Origin of the sequence: Sinorhizobium kostiense (assembly GCF_017874595.1) — a bacterium.
Classification (GTDB): Bacteria; Pseudomonadota; Alphaproteobacteria; order Rhizobiales; family Rhizobiaceae; genus Sinorhizobium; species Sinorhizobium kostiense.
The window spans coordinates 155,774-176,428 of record NZ_JAGILA010000008.1 but is presented as its reverse complement, the minus strand read 5'-3'; the positions used below and the strand labels follow the sequence as shown (position 1 = coordinate 176,428).

General features: G+C 62.5%; 15 protein-coding genes. 8 read left to right on the top strand and 7 right to left on the bottom strand.

Going from position 1 to position 20,655, the window contains the following annotated elements; genetic code table 11:
- The first annotated feature begins 21 nt into the window (after positions 1-21).
- The gene (locus J2Z31_RS24295; protein ID WP_209605497.1) at positions 22-750 is read left to right on the top strand and encodes an SDR family oxidoreductase; all 729 of its coding nucleotides are present in this window, start codon (positions 22-24) and stop codon (positions 748-750) included.
- 65 nt (positions 751-815) lie between these two features.
- On the top strand, positions 816-2,447 hold the full coding sequence (locus J2Z31_RS24290; RefSeq protein ID WP_209605495.1) for an FGGY-family carbohydrate kinase: 1,632 nt from the start codon (positions 816-818) through the stop codon (positions 2,445-2,447).
- A gap of 51 nt (positions 2,448-2,498) precedes the next feature.
- Here the strand turns inward: J2Z31_RS24290 and J2Z31_RS24285 are convergent, their stop codons facing one another.
- Positions 2,499-3,107 (bottom strand): pyridoxamine 5'-phosphate oxidase family protein, encoded by a 609-nt coding sequence (locus tag J2Z31_RS24285; protein ID WP_209605493.1) that lies wholly within the window; start codon positions 3,105-3,107, stop codon positions 2,499-2,501.
- An 87-nt stretch (positions 3,108-3,194) separates the two neighbouring features.
- Positions 3,195-4,112: an alpha/beta fold hydrolase gene (locus J2Z31_RS24280; protein WP_209605490.1), complete on the bottom strand. Its 918-nt coding sequence runs from the start codon at positions 4,110-4,112 to the stop codon at positions 3,195-3,197.
- Between the two features lie 46 nt (positions 4,113-4,158).
- Between J2Z31_RS24280 and J2Z31_RS24275 the strand changes: the two genes are divergently transcribed.
- On the top strand, positions 4,159-4,644 hold the full coding sequence (locus tag J2Z31_RS24275; RefSeq protein WP_209605488.1) for a MarR family winged helix-turn-helix transcriptional regulator: 486 nt from the start codon (positions 4,159-4,161) through the stop codon (positions 4,642-4,644).
- Between the two features lie 201 nt (positions 4,645-4,845).
- Here the strand turns inward: J2Z31_RS24275 and J2Z31_RS24270 are convergent, their stop codons facing one another.
- Positions 4,846-5,220, bottom strand: a complete 375-nt coding sequence (locus tag J2Z31_RS24270) for a gamma-butyrobetaine hydroxylase-like domain-containing protein (protein ID WP_209605486.1) — start codon at positions 5,218-5,220, stop codon at positions 4,846-4,848.
- Positions 5,221-5,437: 217 nt separating this feature from the next.
- Between J2Z31_RS24270 and moaA the strand changes: the two genes are divergently transcribed.
- Positions 5,438-6,427, top strand: a complete 990-nt coding sequence (moaA, locus tag J2Z31_RS24265; RefSeq protein WP_234939646.1) for a GTP 3',8-cyclase MoaA — start codon at positions 5,438-5,440, stop codon at positions 6,425-6,427.
- A 151-nt stretch (positions 6,428-6,578) separates the two neighbouring features.
- Here moaA and J2Z31_RS24260 read toward each other — a convergent pair whose 3' ends face one another.
- Positions 6,579-9,131: a methyl-accepting chemotaxis protein gene (locus J2Z31_RS24260; RefSeq protein WP_209605482.1), complete on the bottom strand. Its 2,553-nt coding sequence runs from the start codon at positions 9,129-9,131 to the stop codon at positions 6,579-6,581.
- A 421-nt stretch (positions 9,132-9,552) separates the two neighbouring features.
- Here J2Z31_RS24260 and J2Z31_RS24255 point away from each other — a divergent pair, with 421 nt between their 5' ends.
- Genes J2Z31_RS24255 through mobB form a run of 3 tightly spaced genes read left to right on the top strand, consistent with a single transcriptional unit; the run spans position 9,553 to position 11,641 of the window.
- Positions 9,553-10,461 (top strand): DMT family transporter, encoded by a 909-nt coding sequence (locus tag J2Z31_RS24255; RefSeq protein WP_209605480.1) that lies wholly within the window; start codon positions 9,553-9,555, stop codon positions 10,459-10,461.
- Between the two features lie 11 nt (positions 10,462-10,472).
- Positions 10,473-11,132 (top strand): molybdenum cofactor guanylyltransferase MobA, encoded by a 660-nt coding sequence (gene mobA / locus J2Z31_RS24250; RefSeq protein WP_209605478.1) that lies wholly within the window; start codon positions 10,473-10,475, stop codon positions 11,130-11,132.
- Positions 11,129-11,641, top strand: a complete 513-nt coding sequence (gene mobB / locus J2Z31_RS24245; protein ID WP_209605476.1) for a molybdopterin-guanine dinucleotide biosynthesis protein B — start codon at positions 11,129-11,131, stop codon at positions 11,639-11,641. Before mobA ends, mobB begins: the two co-directional genes overlap by 4 nt.
- Positions 11,642-11,880: 239 nt before the next feature.
- Here the strand turns inward: mobB and J2Z31_RS24240 are convergent, their stop codons facing one another.
- The 3 genes from J2Z31_RS24240 to J2Z31_RS24230 all read right to left on the bottom strand — a co-directional run bounded on the left by J2Z31_RS24240 (position 11,881) and on the right by J2Z31_RS24230 (position 17,885).
- A complete protein-coding gene (locus J2Z31_RS24240) occupies positions 11,881-13,794 on the bottom strand; it encodes an adenylate/guanylate cyclase domain-containing protein (RefSeq protein ID WP_234939632.1) in 1,914 nt (637 codons plus the stop codon).
- Positions 13,795-14,108: 314 nt separating this feature from the next.
- On the bottom strand, positions 14,109-14,489 hold the full coding sequence (locus tag J2Z31_RS24235; RefSeq protein WP_209605474.1) for a YybH family protein: 381 nt from the start codon (positions 14,487-14,489) through the stop codon (positions 14,109-14,111).
- 12 nt (positions 14,490-14,501) lie between these two features.
- Positions 14,502-17,885 carry an adenylate/guanylate cyclase domain-containing protein gene (locus J2Z31_RS24230; RefSeq protein WP_209605472.1) on the bottom strand — a complete coding sequence of 1,128 codons (3,384 nt, stop codon included), beginning with the start codon at positions 17,883-17,885 and terminating at the stop codon, positions 14,502-14,504.
- 645 nt (positions 17,886-18,530) lie between these two features.
- Between J2Z31_RS24230 and J2Z31_RS24225 the strand changes: the two genes are divergently transcribed.
- Positions 18,531-20,597: an ATP-dependent helicase gene (locus J2Z31_RS24225; RefSeq protein ID WP_209605470.1), complete on the top strand. Its 2,067-nt coding sequence runs from the start codon at positions 18,531-18,533 to the stop codon at positions 20,595-20,597.
- Positions 20,598-20,655 lie beyond the last annotated feature (58 nt).

The following is a 20,655-nucleotide window of genomic DNA, read 5'->3' as shown; positions in this document are numbered from 1 at the left end:
CATCGGAATGGAGTTCTCACCATGGCTGACCTCATGAAAGGCAAGGTTGCCGCCATCACGGGCGCCGCATCCGGCATCGGGCTGGAATGCGCCCGCACGCTCCTGGCGGAAGGCGCGACGGTTGTTCTCGTGGATCGCGCCGGAGACAAGCTGGAACAGCTCTGCGGCGAACTTGGCGAGAATGCCCGTCCGCTGGTGGTCGATCTTTTGAACCCGGCGGAAGTCTCCGGCATGCTTGCGGGCATCCTCGATCTCGCCGGCAAACTGGACGTCTTCCATGCCAATGCCGGCGCCTATATCGGCGGTCCGGTGGCCGAGGGCGACCCGGACGCCTGGGACCGCATGCTCAACCTCAACATCAATGCGGCCTTTCGCTCGGTCCACGCGGTGCTGCCGTACATGATCGAGCAGAAATCGGGCGACATCCTCTTCACGAGTTCGATCGCCGGTGTCGTCCCGGTGGTCTGGGAGCCGATCTACACCGCGTCGAAATTCGCCGTACAGGCTTTTGTGCACAGCACCCGTCGGCAGGTCGCACCCCACGGCGTGCGTGTCGGGGCCGTGTTGCCCGGACCGGTGGTGACGGCGCTCATCGATGATTGGCCCAAGGCGAAGATGGAGGAAGCGCTTGCCAACGGTAGCCTGATGCAACCGAAAGAGGTGGCGGATGCTGTGCTCTTCATGCTGACGCGTCCGCGCAACGTCACGATCCGCGATCTGGTGATCCTGCCCAACAGCGTCGATCTCTGATTGCCCCCGCCGGCGCAAGGCTCAGGCCTCCGCCGATAGAAGTTCCTGATTGCAGGCGGTAGACCATGACCAATGTTTCCTCCGCGCGCGCCGCGGCCAACGATCGATATCTCATCGGCGTTGATGTCGGCACCGGAAGCGCCAGAGCAGGTCTTTTCGATCTGAGCGGACAGCTCTTGTCCACTGGCAAGCGCGACATCACGCTCTTTCACGAAGCCGGTTCGATCGTCGAACAGTCGAGCACCGAGATCTGGTCTGCGGTCTGCGAAGCCGTTCGCGAGGCGGTTTCGGCGGCGGGCGTCGATCCTGCAAAGGTGGCAAGCATCGGCTTCGACGCGACCTGCTCGCTGGTCGTCCTTGGCGAGGATGGGCGATCCCTTCCGGTCGGACCGTCCGAGGACCCCGAGCGTGACATCATTGTCTGGATGGATCACCGCGCCGTCGACCAGGCGGAACGAATCAACGCCAAGGGGCACGCTGTGCTGCGCTATGTCGGCGGGCGCATATCGCCCGAGATGGAGACGCCGAAGCTTCTCTGGCTGCTTGAGAACCGCCCTCACGTCTTCGATGCTGCCTGGCAGTTCTTCGATCTTGCGGATTTCCTGACCTGGCGTGCGACCGGCGACCTCGCCCGTTCGACCTGTACGGTGACGTGCAAGTGGACTTATCTCGCCCATGAGAAGCGCTGGGATCCGGACTATTTCCGTGAGATCGGCCTTGGGAAGCTCGCGGACGAGAATTTCGCCCGCATAGGCCAGCGTATCGTGGATCCGGGCACACCGGTCGGAACCGGGCTGACGCCGCGCGCCGCCAAAGAGCTCGGCCTGCGGCCCGGAACAGCGGTCGGAGCCGGCATGATCGACGCCCATGCCGGCGGAATCGGCACGGTGGGCGTCGACGGCCCGCCGGAGAGCAATCTCGCCTATGTTTTTGGAACCTCCTCCTGCACGATGACTTCCACGATGGAGCCGGTCTTCGTGCCAGGCGTCTGGGGGCCCTATTATTCGGCAATGGTTCCCGGCATGTGGCTGAACGAGGGTGGCCAGTCCGCGGCGGGTGCAGCGATCGAGCAGCTTCTGTCGTTCCACCCGGCGGCCGGTGAGGCGCGGGAGATGGCAGAGCGCCGCGGTGTCTCGCTCCCCGCTCTACTGGCGGAGCTCGCTGCGACGCAGGCTCGGACCTTCTCGGAGTCGGTGCGGCTCGCCGGCGGGCTCCATGTCGTCCCAGAATTCCTCGGCAACCGCGCGCCATTTGCCGATCCGCATGCCCGGGCGGTGGTCGCGGGCCTCGGCATGGAGCGCGATCTCGACAATCTGGTCTCGCTCTACGTCGCGGGGTTATGCGGCATCGGCTACGGGCTGCGGCAGATCATCGATACGCAGGCATCTTCCGGTGCCGTGATCGACAAGATCGTCATCAGCGGCGGCGCCGGCCAGTTCGATCTCGTCCGCCAGCTGCTGGCGGACGCGACCGGAAAACCGGTTCTGGCGACAGGCTCCGAGGAGCCTGTACTGCTCGGCGCAGCAATCCTCGGAAGCGTGGCGGCTGCCGAATTTCCGGACGTTCGCTCGGCGATGGCGAGGCTTTCCCGAACGGACCGCACTTTCGCGCCTGCCGGTGGTGAAACCGCCATGCTGCATGCGCAGAGATACGAGGCGTTCAGAAAACTCCAATCGGTGGCGCGAGAGATCCGCTAGGTTTTGCCCCAGTCGGTGCAGTACCCGGCTATTGCCCCTCTTCCGTCGAGCCTACCACATCGTCTTCGCCGCACGGTCGGGCCATTCGCGATCATAGGTCTCCTTGTCGAAATCGGCCTTGGCCGCTTTCAGGAGGGCGCCGGGCGTCGGGAGCGACCCTGGGTCGGCAAAACGCTCAGGGTTCCAGAGCTGCGAGCGCAGAAGTGCCCGGGCGCATTGGAAATAGACTTCGTCGATCGTGATGACGATGACGCTGCGCGGGTGTCTGCCGTCGGCCTCGAAAGACTCCACCAGCGCCGGGTCGACGCTGACGACAGCCCTGCCGTTGATGCGGATCGTCGTGTTCGAGCCGGGAACGAGAAAAAGCAGCGCCACCCGCGGATCACGAACGATATTGGCGAGAGAGTCGACCCGGTTGTTGCCGCGCCAGTCGGGGATCAACACGGTCCGATCGTCGGCGACACGGACGACCGAGCGCTCGTCTCCGCGCGGCGAACAATCGAGACCCTCCGGCCCGACGGTCGCCAGCGCCAAGAATGGCGATGCCTCGATCATCCGCCGGTATTCGCCTGTGAGAGCCGCCGTCACCTTGGCGACCGACGCCTCGCTCGTTTCGCCGTAGAGCGCCTTCAGTTCCTCGACTGTACTTACGATCGTCATCTTGCTCTCCCGCGGCCCGGCCGTTCCAGCGCCAGATCGTCGCCCTCTCCGACCTTGGCTGGATAGCATGACACAGCGATGACCGCATCAGGCGATCAGCACTTGCCGCCTTTCATACTCCTCCTCTCGGATGAATGACGTCACCTTGTCGATGACCGGCTGAGCCGAAACGATGCGCCGGTGCCCGAGGCCGTTGGCCCAGTGCAGGCTGATGTTCGGCCCGGCGGCGCCGTAACGGCGGGCATGAGCGGCGGGGACCTCCTTGTCGTCCTGGGCGTGGATGACCAGCACCGATATTCTCAGCGCCGCGAGGATACGCGCCGCATCGAAGCCGTCGATCGGGCGCCCGGAGAGCCGCTCCATCATTCCCTCGAATGCCGCCTGCGCCGCCGGCGACAGGGCGAGCATCCGGCCGAAGCCTTTGACGAGCCAATTCATCTCACTCGGTGCGCCGATCAGCACCAGTTTCTCCGGCACGCGTGCCGGCACGTCGCAAACCACCGCTCCCGCCGCGCAAGCCAGGCTGGCGCCGCCGAAGGAATGGCCGATCCCGACATCGAAGCCGTCGAAATGCCGCCAGGCCGCGTCCACCGCCCTCACCGCCTCGATCATCGTCAGCGAACGCCGCGGCGAGGCGCCGTGGCCCGGCCAGTCGAGCGCCACCACTTCCGACCCGGCGGCGAGCAGGCCGTCGATCATCGTCGCAAGATAGTCGCTGCGCGATCCCCATCCGTGCACAAGCAGGACGCGCGGCCCCTCTCCACCCGCGTGCCGTCTGAAATGCCGGGCAACGACCCAGCCGCCGGCGAAGGACAAGGTCACCCTTTGCGACCGCGCAATTATCGGCGCCGCCGCGGCAAGCGCCGTCCGCTCTTTGACGTTCTTCGGCTTGCGGCTTGGCGTACGGCAGAATAGCCGGAATGCGATCCTGCCCGCCGTTTCGGGTGAGGCCGCCGATACCGCCTTCAGCGCGAGTGAGATGACCTTGGTCGCAAAGGATGCCATAGTGAAACCGCCATAAATGTTCAATGCTGAACATGATTGTACAAGGATGAACAAAAAGCAAGTGAGTAACGAGCATCACCATTTTCCCTGGGACCATCCGCGTTTTCGCAGCTGGATCGCCGTGGCGCGCGCCTGTCAGTTGATGCAGCAGACGTTGACGCGCAGGCTCGCCCATCTCGACATCAAGCCGCCTCACCTCGATATCTTGATCAATCTCTATCGCTTTGACGGAATCACGCAGCAGGAGCTGGCCCGCAAACTGCTCGTCGGCCGCTCCAACATGAGCATGCTGTTGCCTCAGCTCGAGAAGCGGGGGCTGATCGAACGGCGCGGCGATGCCAGGGACAAGCGCATCTTGCGCCTTTCCCTGACTGCCGCCGGACGGGTCCTGACCGAAGAGGCGATGGAGATCCAGACGGCTCTGATCGATGACTCGCACGGGGGAGCTCCAATCGAGGACTGCATGAAGATCGCAGAATCGATGGAACGGATGATCGCCGTCCTGCTCAAGGAAGATCGCGAGCTGTCCTGAATTCGTCAGATGGTCTACTGCATGTCTCCTTAAATCGACCTCGATTCAAGGACAAAGACATGCAGCGATTCAAAGTGCTACAGCGACCTTTGCGCGTCTGATAGGACGTGCGGCGCTGCAAGTGCACCGGCCCGAAGATCGGAACCGATTTCGGAAAGCACAAGGCGTGGATTCAAAGACTTACTTGGCCCGCCGAAGCGATCAGCGGGGCTTCTCGGCCTTGTCGCGCGACATGCCCTTGTCGGCGAGCTCCTTCTCGTATGCCTTGAACAGGTCGTCGCCCTTCTCGCCGAGCTCGCGGAGATAGGTCCAGGTGAAGATGCCGGTATCATGAAAATCGTCGAAACCGATTCTGACCGCATAATTCCCCGTCGGCTGCACCGAGATGATCTGGACGTTGCGCTTTCCAGGTACCGTGACCCGCTGCCCGGGCCCGTGCCCCTGCACCTCGGCCGAAGGTGACAGCACCCGCAAGAGTTCCGCCGGAAGCTTGAAGGAGGCGCCGTCGTCGAAGGTCACGGTGAGCAGTTGGCGGTCCTTCGATACGCGCAGTTCTATCGGCCAAAAATCACTCATCATCAACGCTCCCGCATTCGTCATGGTCTCAGTAAAGCAGAATTGACCGGGCGAAAACGCTCAGGCATGGCTTTCCTGAAATTTGAAACATTTTACGGGTGCGTTCGCCTTGACGCGACCTCCTTTGGCCACGAAATTGAAGGCCCGGAGAAGAAAATTGAACAGCACCACCATCGACCCCGCAAAAGCACGCCCGCTGACCGAGACGACCGCGCCGATGATCGACCCATTCGGCCGGGCGATCACCTATCTGCGGGTCTCGGTCACCGATCGCTGCGATTTCCGCTGCACCTATTGCATGGCCGAGCACATGACCTTCCTGCCGAAGAAGGACCTCTTGACACTCGAGGAACTTCACCGGCTCTGTTCCGCCTTCATCGCCAAGGGGGTGCGCAAGCTGCGGCTCACCGGCGGCGAACCGCTGGTGCGCAAGAACATCATGTTTCTCGTGCGCGAACTCGGGAACGAGATTAAGGCCGGCCGGCTCGACGAATTGACGCTGACGACGAACGGCTCGCAACTGTCGAGATACGCCGCCGAGCTCGCCGACTGCGGCGTACGGCGGATCAACGTCTCGCTCGATACCCGCGATGCCGAAAAATTCCGCCACGTCACCCGCTGGGGCGAACTGGCGAAGGTGCTCGAAGGGATCGATGCGGCCCAGAGCGCCGGTCTCAAGGTCAAGATCAATACGGTAGCGCTGAAAGGCTTCAACGACGCCGAGATCCCCGAGCTGATGCGCTGGGCGCATGGGCGCGGCATGGACCTGACCTTGATCGAGACCATGCCGATGGGCGAGGTCGACGAGGACCGCACGGACCACTATCTGCCGCTCTCCGAGATGCGCGAGCGGCTCGCGACGCAGTTCACGCTCAAGGACATACCTTACCGTACGGGAGGCCCCGCCCGTTACGTTGAGGTCGAGGAGACCGGCGGTCGGCTTGGCCTCATCACTCCGCTCACGCACAATTTCTGCGAAAGCTGCAATCGCGTCCGCCTCACCTGCACCGGCACGCTCTACATGTGCCTCGGCCAGAACGACGCCGCCGATCTGCGCGCGGCTCTGCGCGCCACCGACGACGACGCCTACCTGTCGCAGGTCATCGACGAGGCGATCGGCCGCAAGCCCAAGGGCCACGACTTCGTCATCGACCGCGAACACAACCGCCCGGCGGTCGCGCGGCATATGAGTGTGACCGGGGGGTGAGTGGCGGGGTGACCTGCTCTTCAGGAAACACCCCCCTCTGCCCGGCAGGGCAGAGCGGGGTGTTCACACTCGCAGTTCCGATATTGGCGCCAAGTGAAAAGCCCCGCTGTTACGCGTACAGCGGGGAGCTCCTTTTCCGACGCGACTGCGCCTACGCCGCATAGCCTGAGCGATAGTGCTCGTGTCCAAAGCTCGACGGCACATTGCTCGTCCCGGTCTTGAAACGTTCGATCTTCTCGTTGAGCATGTCCACCTGGCGGCGCAGGCCGTGGATTTCGGCCGTGTTCTCCTCGACCATCGCGGCATTCTGCTGGGTGATCAGTTCGACCTCATGAACCGCAGCATTGACCTCGCTCAGGCCGCGGTACTGGTCGGCGGCGGCAGCTTCGATATTGCTGACGAGGCTGTGAATGGTCGCGATGTGGTCGTTGATGACCGACAGCGCGTTGCCGGTTTCCTGAACCAGCTCGACGCCGCTGCGCACCTGGACGGAGCTCGCGGAAATCAGTTCCTTGATCTCGCGGGCGGCGCTCGCGCATCGCTGGGCAAGTTCGCGAACCTCTTGCGCCACGACGGCGAAGCCGCGGCCTGCCTCCCCCGCCCTCGCCGCCTCGACGCCGGCGTTCAGAGCCAGGAGGTTGGTCTGGAACGCTATCTCGTCGATCACCCCGATGATCGTGCCGATCTTCTCCGATGATCGATTGATCGCCGCCATGGCGTCGATCGCCTTGGCCACGACCTCGCCGGAATGCTGCGCGTAGGAGTTCGTCTCGTCCACGGAGACGGTCGTCTGCCTGGCGCTCTCCGCCGTCGCGCGGACGATCTCGGTGAGTTGCCGGAGCGCCCTTGAGCTTTCCTCGAGAGCTGCCGCCTGCTGCTCGGTGCGGCGAGCAAGATCGTCGGCCGAGGCCGACAGGTTACCCGTGCCTCCGGTGATTTCGTCCGTCACGGTTCTGACATCGATCAGCGTCGCCCGCAGGGCTTCGACCGCATTGTTGTAGGTCCGCGCCATGACGACGTAATCGGCCGGCAGGTCCTCTGCCATGCCTTCCTCCAGGTTACCTGCGGCGAGCTGGGACAAGACGTCGGAAAGCGCGTCGAGGGCCTGCATCTGCTCTGCCTCGATGCGCGCGCGTTCCTGAGACCGACGCGCCTCCTCCTCGGCCGAAAGCCTGCGAGCTGCCTCGGCCTCGCGCTCGAGACGCACGTTTTCCACCGCATTGTCGCGGAAGACCGCGACGGAGCGCACCATGTCGCCGATCTCGTCGCCACGATTGCGGCCCTCGATCGCCACTTCGAGGTCGCCATTGGCGAGGCGGGTCATGGTTTCGGTAACGCGTCTCAGCGGACCCCTGAGCGTCTCGACCAGCATCAGCCCGCCGACAATGGCAAGCAGGGTTCCGGCGACCATCGCGACAAGCGACATCGTCGCCGAGCGCTGGCTGTCCTGCTTGCCGGCTTCCTGGGCCTGGCTGACGAAGCCTTCGAGCGTGCCGCTGGCATCCGCGACCAGGGCCAGCGCCTCGCTCTTGGCGGTGTTCCAGCGAGTGCCGGCGTCGATCAGAGCAGCACTGTCCTTTTCAATATTGTCGAGCGACGGACCGAGCTTGGCCGGCAGGCCTTGCAGCGTCGCATTCTTGCCGCCGAGCTCCGACAGCTTGCCGGCCGTTTCGCGAACCGCCTTGAGATCGGCGACCACGAGGTCACGGCTTGCCGCCTCGAGCCTGCGATGCAATTCGCTGATGTGGAGGCGCGTGCTGTCGAGACCCTTGAACGTATCGCCCATCAGCGTGATCAGCGTCTTCAGCGTCGAAATTTCGCCATCCATGCTGACGAAGCGCTTTGCCGCAGTATCGGAATTCTTCGCCGCCTCTTTGGCAAAGTCCGCTTCATACTTCGAGAACTTGCTGAGGATCGGCACGAGGGCATTCTTCTTCTTCTCATTCTCGTCCGATCCGGCAAGAATGGTTTTGACCTTGTCTGCCTGCGCCCTGAGCTCGCCGATCCGCTGCTTGACCTTTTCAGAAGCGATCTCCTCCGCCTGGTCGATCTGCTTCATCAGATGCGGCAGCAGCTTGTTCGCCTGCTCGATCTTTGCGTCGGGATTGACGGCCATCGTCACCGGCAGGCGGAATTTCTTGATCCGCTCTGCCAGGCCTTGATAGGCCGCCGCATCGAAAAGCAATGCCTTGGCGAAAGCCTCCTTCTCCCCGGCCTCCTCCCGCAGGATGTCGATCTGCTTGTAGGCGTGATTGCCGTTCTTCGTCATTTCGGCGAGCGCTGATTCCAGCGAGTTCGTCACCCTGTCCCGATCGACCTCGACGGCCCAGAGCTTCTCCGTCTGGCTGCGCATCTGCCCGCCCAGGGCGACAACGGAAGCGATCTGGGCCTTGTCCGCGTCGCGCGCCAACAGGGCTTCGAGCGCGTTCACCCCCGCCTCCTGCTCGTCGATCGCCTCTACCAACGCGGCGCGCGTCGCCTCGCTCGGATCGTCGGCAAAAGCCTGAAACGCGCTGCGAAGGGCCTGGAAATCCGAAAGGTTGTTGATCGTTTCGCGCGTGACGGTCATATGCCCGTTGAGCGTGCGAGCCGTGAAAAAGCCGACAAGGCCGATCCCGGCGATGAGCGCCACGAGCGGTACGACGAAGAGCAGGACTTTCGTGACAATACGCAGGCGCTGCAAAAGGCGATCAATGACGGACATTGCGAACCCCGGTTCTATTTATGAGAGACATGTCCGCGCGGCTGGCATCATCGCAGCACCACGCGTCGCCAGGACACGGGGGACCGCTGCGGCGCTTCGACTGCAGTCATGCTGCAGGAAAGCATTGGGGCTCAGCCGGAGATACCTCCCAGGTCCAACGGCCAGCACCGGATGACGGCGCTTACACGCGTCACCCACCGATCGCATCATGCGATAGTTGCGGAATCATCGCGACACTAGAAGGCGAAACTTAACATTCCCCGAATCCGTTGCGCCACGCGCACATGTCTCCCGAATTTGGCTGAAAGACAGGCTTGAGTTTGTGGCGAATGGAAGCCAAAGCTAGCCCATGCGGCAGCCGCACCGTGGATTCGCCCGCTCCCTCAAGATGGCACATGCCCCCCAGCCCGAGGTATACCGCATGCAGTCTTCAGCCAATCTTCGTGGCATCGTCTACATGTGCCTCGCCATGGCGGCTTTCTCCTGCAACGACGCCCTGATCAAATCGGTCACCGGCGCGATGAACACGGGCCAGATCATGTTCGTGCGCGGCATGCTGACCACGCTGATGGCGCTGGCGGTGGCCTACCGTTTCGGCGCGCTGCGGCCGATACAAACGATCCTCCGGCCGGCTATCCTGCTGCGCATCGCCATGGAGGCACTGGCTTCGCTGACGTATATTTCGGCGCTCGGCCTGATACCGCTCGCCAACGCCGCGGCGATCATGCAGGCGCTGCCGCTCGCGGTGACGCTCGGCGCTGCCCTTTTCCTGGGTCAGCCTGTGGGCTGGCGGCGCTGGATGGCGATCGTGGTCGGCTTTGTCGGCGTGCTGGTCCTGCTCAGGCCGGGGCCGGAAGGTTTCACGCCGGCCGCGTTGATCGTGGTCGCCTGCGTCTTCGTGACGGCGACCCGCGATCTCTGCACGCGGCGAATCGGCACCGAAGTGCCCTCGCTCTTCATTACGCTCACCACCTCCTTCGTCACGACGCTGGTCGGTGCGGCGCTGATCGTTCCACTCGGCGGCTGGGAGCCGGTATCGCCTGCGTCCTTCAGCCATATCGCCGTCGCCAGCGTTCTCCTGATGCTCGGCTACCAGACCATCGTGCTCGCCATGCGCGAGGGTGAGATTTCGGTGATCGCGCCCTTCCGCTATACCGGCCTCCTCTGGTCGATCACGATCGGCATCTTCTTCTTCGCCGAAATGCCGGACCGGTGGATGCTGGCGGGCGTTGCCATTATCATCGGCTCGGGCCTCTATACCTTCTATCGCGAGAGCCTGCGCGGCCGCCAGGCCGTCGCGCAGCGCGCCGTCGCCGGCCCGCTCGAATAGGAATGTCGCGGATGCCCGAAGCCGCTCCCGATGCAATCCGCCGCCCGCCCGCCGTCATCCTCGCCGGCGGCCGCTCCACGCGCATGGGCCGGCCGAAGGCGGCAATCAGCCTCGGCGGTCGACCCATGCTCACCCATGTTGTCGAGCGGCTACGGCCGAAGGTCGCCGGCATCGCGATCAATCTCAACGCGGACCCGGGCATCACGATACCGGGCGATGCGATCGTGCTCGCCGACACGATTCCCGGCTTTGTCGGCCCACTCGCGGGCGTGCTCGCGGCAATGCGCCACGCCACTCAAGTCGCGCCGGAAGCAAACCATGTCCTCACGGTGCCGATCGATACGCCCTTCTTTCCGGAGACGCTTACCGACCGGCTTCAGGGAGCCCTTACTCTGGCCGATCAGATTGCCGTTGCCTGGTCGGCTGGCGAAATGCATCCGCTCTTTGCCCTTTGGCCCGTCGCGCTCGCCGACGACCTCGACACCTGGATCCGCACGGACGCGAAACGGCGCGTGCGCGCTTTCATTGAGCGTCATCCGTCGGTCGCGGTAGACTTTCCGCCGATTGCGACGAAGGCGGGCTCGCTCGACCCCTTCTTCAACATCAATACGCCGCAGCAGCTTGAAGAAGCCGAAGAATGGCTGAAACGCATCGAGGACGCCGCATCATGAACGTTCCAAGGATATTCGGGATCGCCGGCTGGAAGAATTCCGGCAAGACGGGCCTGATGGTCCGCCTCGTCAGTGAAATGACCCAGCGCGGCCATGTGGTGTCGACCGTCAAGCATGCGCACCATGATTTCGACATCGACAAGGTCGGCGCCGACAGCTACCGCCATCGCGAAGCCGGCGCCCATGAGGTGACGATCGTCTCCTCAACCCGCTTTGCGATCATGCACGAATTGCGCGGCGCGCCGGAGCCGAGCTTCGAAGAAATCCTGTCGCGGCTTGCCCCTTGCGACCTCGTGCTGATCGAGGGCTACAAGCGCGAGCCCATCCCGAAGATCGAGGCACGCCGGCTGGAATCGGCCAATCGCGAGCCACTGGCGCCGACCGACCCGCACATCGTCGCCATCGCGGCCGACCACCCGGTCACCGATGGCCACCTACCAGCCTTCGACCTCGACGACACGGCGGCGATTGCCGATTTCATCGAACGGACGACGGGATTGCGCGGCTGATTAGGCGATAAGATTATCGTGTGCGAAGCAGGCGTCTTGATGAGACGATGTCCAAGGCTTTGACGGCCGCCGCCCGCGGCGTTTGGGCGCCTCGATGTTGTCTTCGCCACTGCCGGATCATCTCGTGATCAAGGATTGGCTCGTTTTAGCTGCGAACAGCGGCCGATCTTCGGCTTGCCGCATCCTTTTCGCCCATTAGCGATAGGTAATAATCTGGGCAAAGGGCGGCCGCTTGGCGGTCACTTCTCCGGTAGCCCTGCTTTAATCAAGTTACTCACCTGTCGGTCCAGAACGTCGGCGTCAACAAATGTGGCCGTCCTCCATTTCTCCGCCGTCCAACTCGGATCAAGAGCAAGAGCCTTCTTTACGTGGCGCTTGGCTTCGTCGACCTCACCGAGGTTGACCGCGTTGATCGCCCTGACAAGGGGGATAGTCGCGAACCAGTCTCCCAGCGCCTTCATAGCCTCGTCCGATTCTCGATACCGGCCTCCGATTGTCAGCGCCCAACCCTTCGTGAGCGCGAGGATTACGTTAGCTGGGTCATTCCGGCTGCCGAAATCCGTCCATGATACGGCTTTGTCGATATCGCCTGCTGCAGCTGGGACTTCGGCCAGTGTGCCAACCATGAAGGCATCGTTCGGTGCCAACGCGATCGCCGCTTCGGCCTCCCTGAGGGCATTCTCGAAGTCGCGCTCAACAAGATTGGCGTATGCGAGCAACCAATGACCCATTTTGCGCTCCAGGGGCGAGAGATTATCGCTCGACATTCCCTGCCTTGCCAGCTCTCCGATAAGGCGCAGGTCTTCCGCCGTATCCTGCGACCAGCCGTTGACTGCGCGTGCGTAGCGCAGAAAACCCATCTTGAGCTTCAGGAGGGCGGAGTCGGGGAACTTTGCCATTCCTTCGGACCATATCTGATAGGCCTCCTCCATTGCTTCGGGCGTGTACTGCATGAATTTGTCGTGCCCTCTGAGGTAATAGTCGTACTCCTCAAGGCTGGCGGCATCCTTGCTCCAGGCTTCGCTATATCGCGACCGCTTCAGCTGCCCAGTATCGCTGGAAATAGCGCCGATAATCCTGTCGGTGATAGCATCCTGGAGCGCCATGGGGTTGCTCCCAGACTGATCAAAACGCTGGGCCCAGACGTGACCGCCTGTCTTGGCGTCGATCAACTGCGCAACGATCCGGACCCGCTCAGCGTCTTTTCTCACGCTTCCTTCGAGGACATAGGAGACATTGAGTTCCTTGCCGATCTGCCGGACGTCGGTCGGTTTTCCTTTGTACGTGAACGACGAGTTCCTCGCGATCACCGACAGGTCGGGCGCTCTCGCCAGGCCAGCGATGATGTCTTCGCTGACGCCGTCGCTGAAATAGCCGAGGTTCGGATCGTCGCTCATGTTGTCGAAGGCCAGAACGGCGATGGAAGGGACGTTCGCCGACGCCGGAGCGCCAAAAAAGTTGAAGTAGAGCCAACCTCCTGCGGCGAACACGAGGAGAGCGACCGCCGCTGCGGCAGCCCCGGGCATGTAAGATTTCCGACGGCGGCGTCGGCTCCGTATTTCGGGAGCGCCCAGGAGCTTGATGCGGTAGACGGGCACCGGCTCGTCCATGTTTTTCATCAGACGCTCGCCCATGGGCTCAAAGCCGAAGGCGAGCTTCTTCTCCACCTCCTTGGCAACTTTGCCAGAGACGTAGACGCCGCCCGGCTCGGCCATCTGTTCGAGGCGGGCGGCTATGTTGACGCCCTCGCCGTAGAAATCATCGCCTTCGATGATTACCTCGCCCAGGTTCACGCCGATACGGACATTGATGCGTTCGTCTTCCGGGAAGGACGAATTGCGTTCGGCAAGCCCGCGCTGCAGGGCAACCGCGCACTCCACCGCATCCACAACGCTGGCGAACTCAGCCAGCAATCCGTCGCCCATCAGCTTGAAAATGCGGCCGTGGTGGCGGGCTATCTCGGGTTCGAACAATTCCTTGCGTCCGGCTCGCAGACGCTCGAAAGTGCCCTGTTCGTCCTGCTCCATCAGTGTGGAGTAGCCAACAACATCCGCGGCGAGAATAGCGGCAAGCTTACGATCCATGGCTTCCCCCAATTGGACCGCTATGTGAAAGATTGCTAAATTACCACAGCCCACCACCAGGATCAGCAAAATAGGTGATTCAACATCAGCCCACTCGTTTCCGGCGGGTGCTGCCCTCGAAAATGAACATTATCTGCTTCGGCCTCGCATATTAACCGGTCGGACCAAAACAGCTAAGGCTGAACGGAGCCCGCGTTTATTGTCATCGATGAATAGGTACTCGGCGGTCTGCGAAGGTTTCAACGCAGCCACGGCGCGCAAGAGTCCGCCTCTTCGGTATGACACGGCGCTCGGCTCGCAGGCGTTAAGCCGGGCGTTGCCCGTTGTAACGTGTCCCGCGGATCGGCCCTCTCATCAGATCGGCGGAATCAATGCCGGCGACCTCAATTCCATGTGTGCAAGCAAAGTTTCCAGGAGCCGTCGTCCTGCTTTCGGAAGATGGTCACGATTGTGCCCTCGAAACGCACTGCTTTTCCATCTTCTGCAAGTGCGGTGGCGGACCATTTGCCGCTCGAAAAAGCGAGGTTCCCTTCCTCTTCCACCTCGCGCAGCTCAATGCCGTGATCCTTGACCCCAGCCGAGATCAGTCCGGCCCAAAAATCAGCGATCGCAGCCGTCCCTTTGACGACTGCATGGGTGTGCGGCAACACGGTAGCATCCTCCGTATAGAGCGCAGCAACTGCAGCGGCATCCCCACCGTTAAACGCGGCGTTCCACCGGTCGCTCGCTTCCTTCACGATTCCCCGGATATCCGATTTGGGCATGGCATCCTCCCTTTAGGCTGCAGGTGATTTCGGCGCGGTCGCGAGCAGATGCGCTGCCTTCAGGTCCGGCAATGAAGATCCTTCCGCAAAACTTGAAAGAATCTCGGCTAGTTGCTCCCGCGCGCCCGTCTCGGCGCCCTCCAGCCGTGCAAGTCCTATGGCCGCGCGAAGCTCCCAAAAACGTGCACCTTGAGCTCGCGCCATAGCCAGGGCTCCCCGAAAACAATCCCTTGCCTTTTTCTCCCGCTCGACCTTGGACTGGAGCGCAGCCTCTCCTTGGAGGCGAAGCACTTCGGCCGCGAACCAGCGTTCGCTCGTCCGTTCGATGTCGTCCTCAGCCTTCTGAAGCAGCCGGGTCGCTTCCGCTGCGTTGCCAGCGCTCATCTCGATTTGCGCCTGAACGGCGACAAAGTACGGCAACATGTACCGCGCCCCGGTGCTTTTCCACTCCTCGACGCCTCTCTCAAGATCGGTCCTGCCGCGATCGATGTCGCCTTCGTCGGCGACCGCCCACGCCTGCAGGACGGTGGCGCCGGCCTGCCACAATCGGAAACCCGCCTCCCCCGAAATTTGCAACAGTTCGGCGGCACGAATCCTCGTTCCGTTGTGATCGCCTAGAATCTGGCGGATGACACCACCAAAGAACAGAGGCAGCGCGAGACTGTTGCGGTGCCCGATGTTTCTCGCTTCGCCCGTGGCTTCGTCGTTGGCAGCCAATGCCCGTTCCGGAAAGCCAAGAGCCAGAAGACTACGCGCCAGATAGTCGAGGCACACGACGCGCGGGTCGAAAGCATAGACGAAGGCGGGGGACCGATGTTCATGCGGGTCATAGAGCGCCAACGCCTCCTCCAAGTGAGCCCGTGCGCGCGAAAAGTCGCCGGCAGGCAGAGCGCACACGCCAACCGCCCGATGCGCAAAGAACGAGAGTCCGCGGTCGTTGCAGCTGTTGGCAAGTTCCAGCAGTCGATCGGCCGCGCGACGCGCCTCGGGCAGTTCGGCGGAATAGAGGTGATACAAGCAAAGACCGTAAAGAACGGGGAACGCCTCCCGCATTTGGTCCAGTTCCTCGCAAATTTCCCTGGCGCGCAAATAGGCGGCGCCCGTGACGGGGGAAGCGAAGCCGTGAGCAGCCATCTGGGCGCTTCCGATTGCCAGTTGCAACGAGAGTTCGCGTCGCGTCCGCTCTGGCGAGGGCGGAAGGGTCGTCAATCCGTTCAGCGCATTGCCGAAACGCAAAAGAGCTTCCGATAGCGACGAGCGCGACAGGGCGCGCCGCCCAGCTCGTTCGTGGTACTCGACGGCTTTCTCCAGAAGGGATGCCTGTTCGAAATGGTGGGCCAGCAATTCGGGTTCTGCTGCGACGATCTCGGGAAATCTCGCCTCCAGGATCTGGGCAATCCGGGCGTGCAACTGCTGCCGCCGGCTCAAAAGCAAGCTCCCGTAAGCCGCATCTTGAACCAGCGCATGCTTGAAGGCGTAGCTCGCCTCACCTCTGCCGCCGCGCCGGAATACCAGGCCTGCGGCGACGAGCTGTTCCGTTGCCATCTCCAGTTCAGCCTCCGGGATCCCGGTTGCAGCGGCGAGTAGCTCATGGCTGAATTCCCGCCCAATGACCGCACCGATTTGGGCGACCTCCCTGACCGAGGCGAGGCGATCGAGACGAGCCATCAGCGAATCGTGGAGAGTTGCCGGCACTGCGAGCGGAGGCAATGGGCCCGATAGCTTGTAGGCTTCGCCGGTTTCCTCGAGGAGACCGGACTCCAGAACCACTTTCGTCAGTTCCTCAACGAAAAGCGGCACACCCTCGGTTTTTGCGAGAATCTGGTCGAGAACTGCCGACGGGAGGTGTTTTCCGCCCGTCATGGCATCGATAATGGCGGCTGTCTGGGCGCGGCTCAAGCGGTTCAGGGTCAGCAAGGTCGCGTGGGGGAGACCGCTCCATCGGACGGCTCCTTCCGGCCGATAGGTGGCGATGAGCATAACCGGCAGCCGCTGGATGCGGCCGACAACGCTGTCGAAGAGTTCGGCCGAAACCGGGTCAAGGTGGTGGGCGTCCTCCAGAAGCATGAGGACCGGTTTACCGCCTGCGAGTGCCTCCAACTGCTCTATCAAGACCTCGAATGTGCGCGCCTTCTGCATTTGCGGCATCAGGTCGAGCTTTGGGTAGCGATCGCCCGTCGGGATCGAGAGCAAGGCTGCAATCAAAGGGATGGCTTGCTGCGGATCCCGGGCTGCCGCAAGCGCTTCCTCGAGGAAGGCCAGCTGTGTTTCAGGGGGGTCCGTTCGGTTTATGTCGGCGGCGCGGAGCAGTTGGTCGACGACAGGATACAGCGCACGTTGCGCATGATACGGCGAACAGAAGTAACGCAAGTATGTGACCCGTTCGCCCTTCAGCCGTTCGCGAAGCTCTTGAAGAATCCGCGACTTGCCGATACCCGCCTCGCCAAACAGCTCAACGACTTGTCCTTCTCCGGAGGCCGCAAGTTTCCATCGGTCGATAAGCACGCCGATATCAAGGTCCCGGCCGACCAATGGCGCGGCAACTCCTGCGTGAAGGGCATCGAAACGGCCTTCAGCCCGGCTTTCTTCCATTACCAGGTATGAGCTGGTGGGGGTGTCAAAGCCATGCAGCTTTTTCGGGCGAATTCGCTTGACCTCGAAGAGCCTGCCCAGCAGCCGATATGTCAGTTCCGAAATCACGACCGTATCCGGCTCGGCGAGCTTCTGCAGTCGAGCAGCGAGATTGGGGGTCTCTCCGGCCACGGCGTTTTCCTGGGCCGCGCCGGTCCCGATCAGGTCTCCGACGACGACTACGCCGGTCGCTATGCCAACACGGACGGACAATTGCTGACCGTCCTTGGTGGAGAGCGCCTTCACGGCTTCGACGACGGCAAGCCCTGCTCGGACCGCCCGTTCCGCTTCTTCCTCGTGCGCCTGCGGCCAGCCGAAATAGGCAAGAACGCCATCGCCCATCAACTTCGCAACATAGCCGTCGTAACGGACGATCTCGCCCGCAACGGCATTTTGGAACTGGCGCAGCAGCGCGCTCATTTCCTCAGGGTCGAGATGGGTGGCCAAACCAGTCGAGCCGACCAGGTCGGCAAACATGACGGTGAGCTGACGTCTTTCGGCTTCGCGTGGCCGGGTTTCCGGGGGTTGATTCAGGTGAGCGACTGGCCCCGAAAACGGCTGCCTTGGAACGGCGCCAGTTTGGCAGCTTTCTAGTGCGGCGATTGCCTCGAGGATCTTCTTGCGATGAGCAAGGGGAGCGACGCCGATTTCCTTCAGATCCTCGGAAGTCAGCTTGGGCAAGATCTCAGCGTCGATAGCATTGCTATCGAAGGCCGGGGCATACTGCGCAAGTCCCAAGCTCTCAAGCCAGAGCGCAACGTTCATCGGGATGCCCTCCCGGAAAACAACGCCTAAAATTCTAGCGCATCGGCCCGAAAATCGGAACCGCGATGCGGCGGGGCGCTGTCAATTTCGGCAAGGGAGACTGGGGGATCTGAGATCCACCTCCGTCGCGCAGCTGATCTGTTGACAACTGAGCGTCCGACTGAGAACATATCATGAACACACCCGCCAGCAGGCCGTTCACCGACACAGCTGAGAGTCGCGACGAGACGCATGATGGAGGCCACGCTTTGACAGAGAACGATAGTGAGGCATCCTCGGGGAATTGAGCTCGCTGCGCGCGAGGATTTGTCGGAAGCCGCCTCCACTTTGGAGAAGCTTCCGGAATGGTACTTTCTCGTCGCAAGATGTGCACATTGCCGCCATCAGGCGTGGATCGATCGTCGGCAGATTGCGAGAGCGCACGGTGGCGGCAGGTCCCTGATGGCCATCGCGGCCATGCTGAAATGTCGCCGTTGCCAAAACGCGCAGGCAAACGAGCTGCTCATCGGAAGGCTCCCGCGGGACTGATGTTGCGATCACCTCAACCAATCGCTTCTCAAATCGGTGCATTCCACCGTGAAGCAGCGACCCTGATCGGATATGTAGGGAGCCGGACTCATTGTGGAATGGACATGACGGGGGCGAATGAGCGCGACCTATCTTGAAAAGCTGAACGAGCGGCAGCGCCGCGCTGTCGAGCATGGCATTGGAGGGGACGGCGTAACCGTGGGCGGGCCATTGCTCATCATAGCCGGAGCCGGATCAGGCAAGACCAACACGCTCGCCCATCGCGTCGCCCACCTGATCGTCAATGGGGCTGATCCCCGCCGCATTCTTCTGATGACGTTTTCGCGCCGGGCCGCCGCCGAGATGTCGCGGCGGGTCGAGCGTATCTGCGCGCAGGTGCTTGGGGCCGGTTCCGGCGTCATGACGGACGCCCTCGCCTGGGCCGGGACCTTTCATGGCATCGGCGCCCGGCTCCTCAGGATCTATGCCGAGCAGATCGGTCTGAACGTGGATTTCACGATCCACGACCGCGAGGACAGCGCCGACCTTTTGAACGTCGTGCGGCATGAGCTCGGGCTCTCGAAGACCGAAAGCAGGTTCCCGACCAAGGGCACGTGCCTGGCGATCTACTCCCGGGCGGTGAACTCGCAGACGCCGCTGAACGAAGTGCTGCGCAGCTGGTATCCCTGGGTTTCCGGCTGGGAACAGCAGCTGAAGGAGCTCTTTTCCGGATACGTCGAAGCCAAGCAGGCGCAGAACGTGCTCGATTACGACGACCTGCTCCTCTATTGGGCGCAAATGGTGGGCGATCCTTCGCTCGCCGATGACATCGGCAACCGGTTCGACCATGTCCTCGTGGACGAGTACCAGGACACCAACAAGCTCCAGTCTTCCGTGCTTTTGGCCCTCAAACCCGGCGGGCGCGGCCTGACCGTCGTCGGAGACGACGCGCAGGCGATCTATTCCTTCCGGGCTGCGACCGTCCGCAACATTCTCGACTTTCCCGATGCGTTCTCGCCGCCCGCCGACGTCATCACCCTTGATCGGAATTACCGCTCGACACAGACGATCCTCGCGGCCGCGAACGGCGTCATCGAGCTGGCGCGCGAGCGGTTCACCAAGAATCTCTGGACCGACAGGCAATCGGCGGTCCGTCCGAAGCTCCTGACCGTGAAGGACGAGAGCGATCAGGCGAATTACATCGTCGAGCAGGTCCTCGCCAACCGCGAATCGGGCATGCTCTTGAAGCAGCAGGCGGTCCTGTTCCGCACCTCGAGCCACAGCGGACCCCTCGAGGTGGAGCTGACCCGCCGCAACATCCCCTTCGTGAAATTCGGCGGACTGAAGTTCCTCGACAGCGCCCACGTCAAGGACCTGCTCGCGGTGCTGCGCTTTGCCCAAAATCCGCGAGACCGGGTCGCCGGCTTCCGACTGTTGCAGATGCTGCCAGGCATCGGTCCGCAGACCGCCGGCAAGATCCTCGATGTCATCGCGACCGATCCCGAGCCGCTGATGGCGCTCGGCGAGATACCCGCTCCGCCGAAGAGCGGGCCGGATTGGGCGTCCTTCATTGACCTCATGCTGGCTCTGCGCAAATCCGATTCCGGATGGCCGGCCGAGATCGCGCTCGCGCGGAGCTGGTACGAGCCGCATCTTGAGCGGATGCACGAGGATGCCGAGACACGCCGGGCCGATCTCCTGCAGCTGGAACAGATCGCAGCCGGCTACCATAACCGCGAGCGCTTCCTGACCGAGCTGACGCTCGATCCGCCGGACGCGACGAGCGACCAGGCTGGCGTCCCGCTGCTCGACGAAGATTATCTGGTGCTCTCTACCATCCATTCCGCCAAGGGCCAGGAATGGCGTTCCGTCTTCATGTTGAATGTCGTCGATGGCTGCATCCCCTCGGATCTCAGCACGGGAACGAGCGACGACCTCGAGGAGGAACGACGGCTCCTCTATGTCGGCATGACACGCGCCAAGGACAGCCTCACGCTGGTGGTGCCCCAGCGCTTCTTCACCGGTGGGCAGCACGCGCAGGGGAACCGACACGTCTATGCGAGCCGGACGCGTTTTATCCCCGCGACGCTCCTGCAGTTCTTTGAGACCGGAACCTGGCCTGTCGCCGGCCGTGAGGCCTCCGAGCGAAGCGCCCAGCAGATCCGCATCGATGTCGCGGCGAGGATGCGGACCATGTGGAAGTAGAATTGCGTGTTGGTCGGCAAGGACCTTTCCTGGCGTCCCCTCTGTCCTCGACCCAATA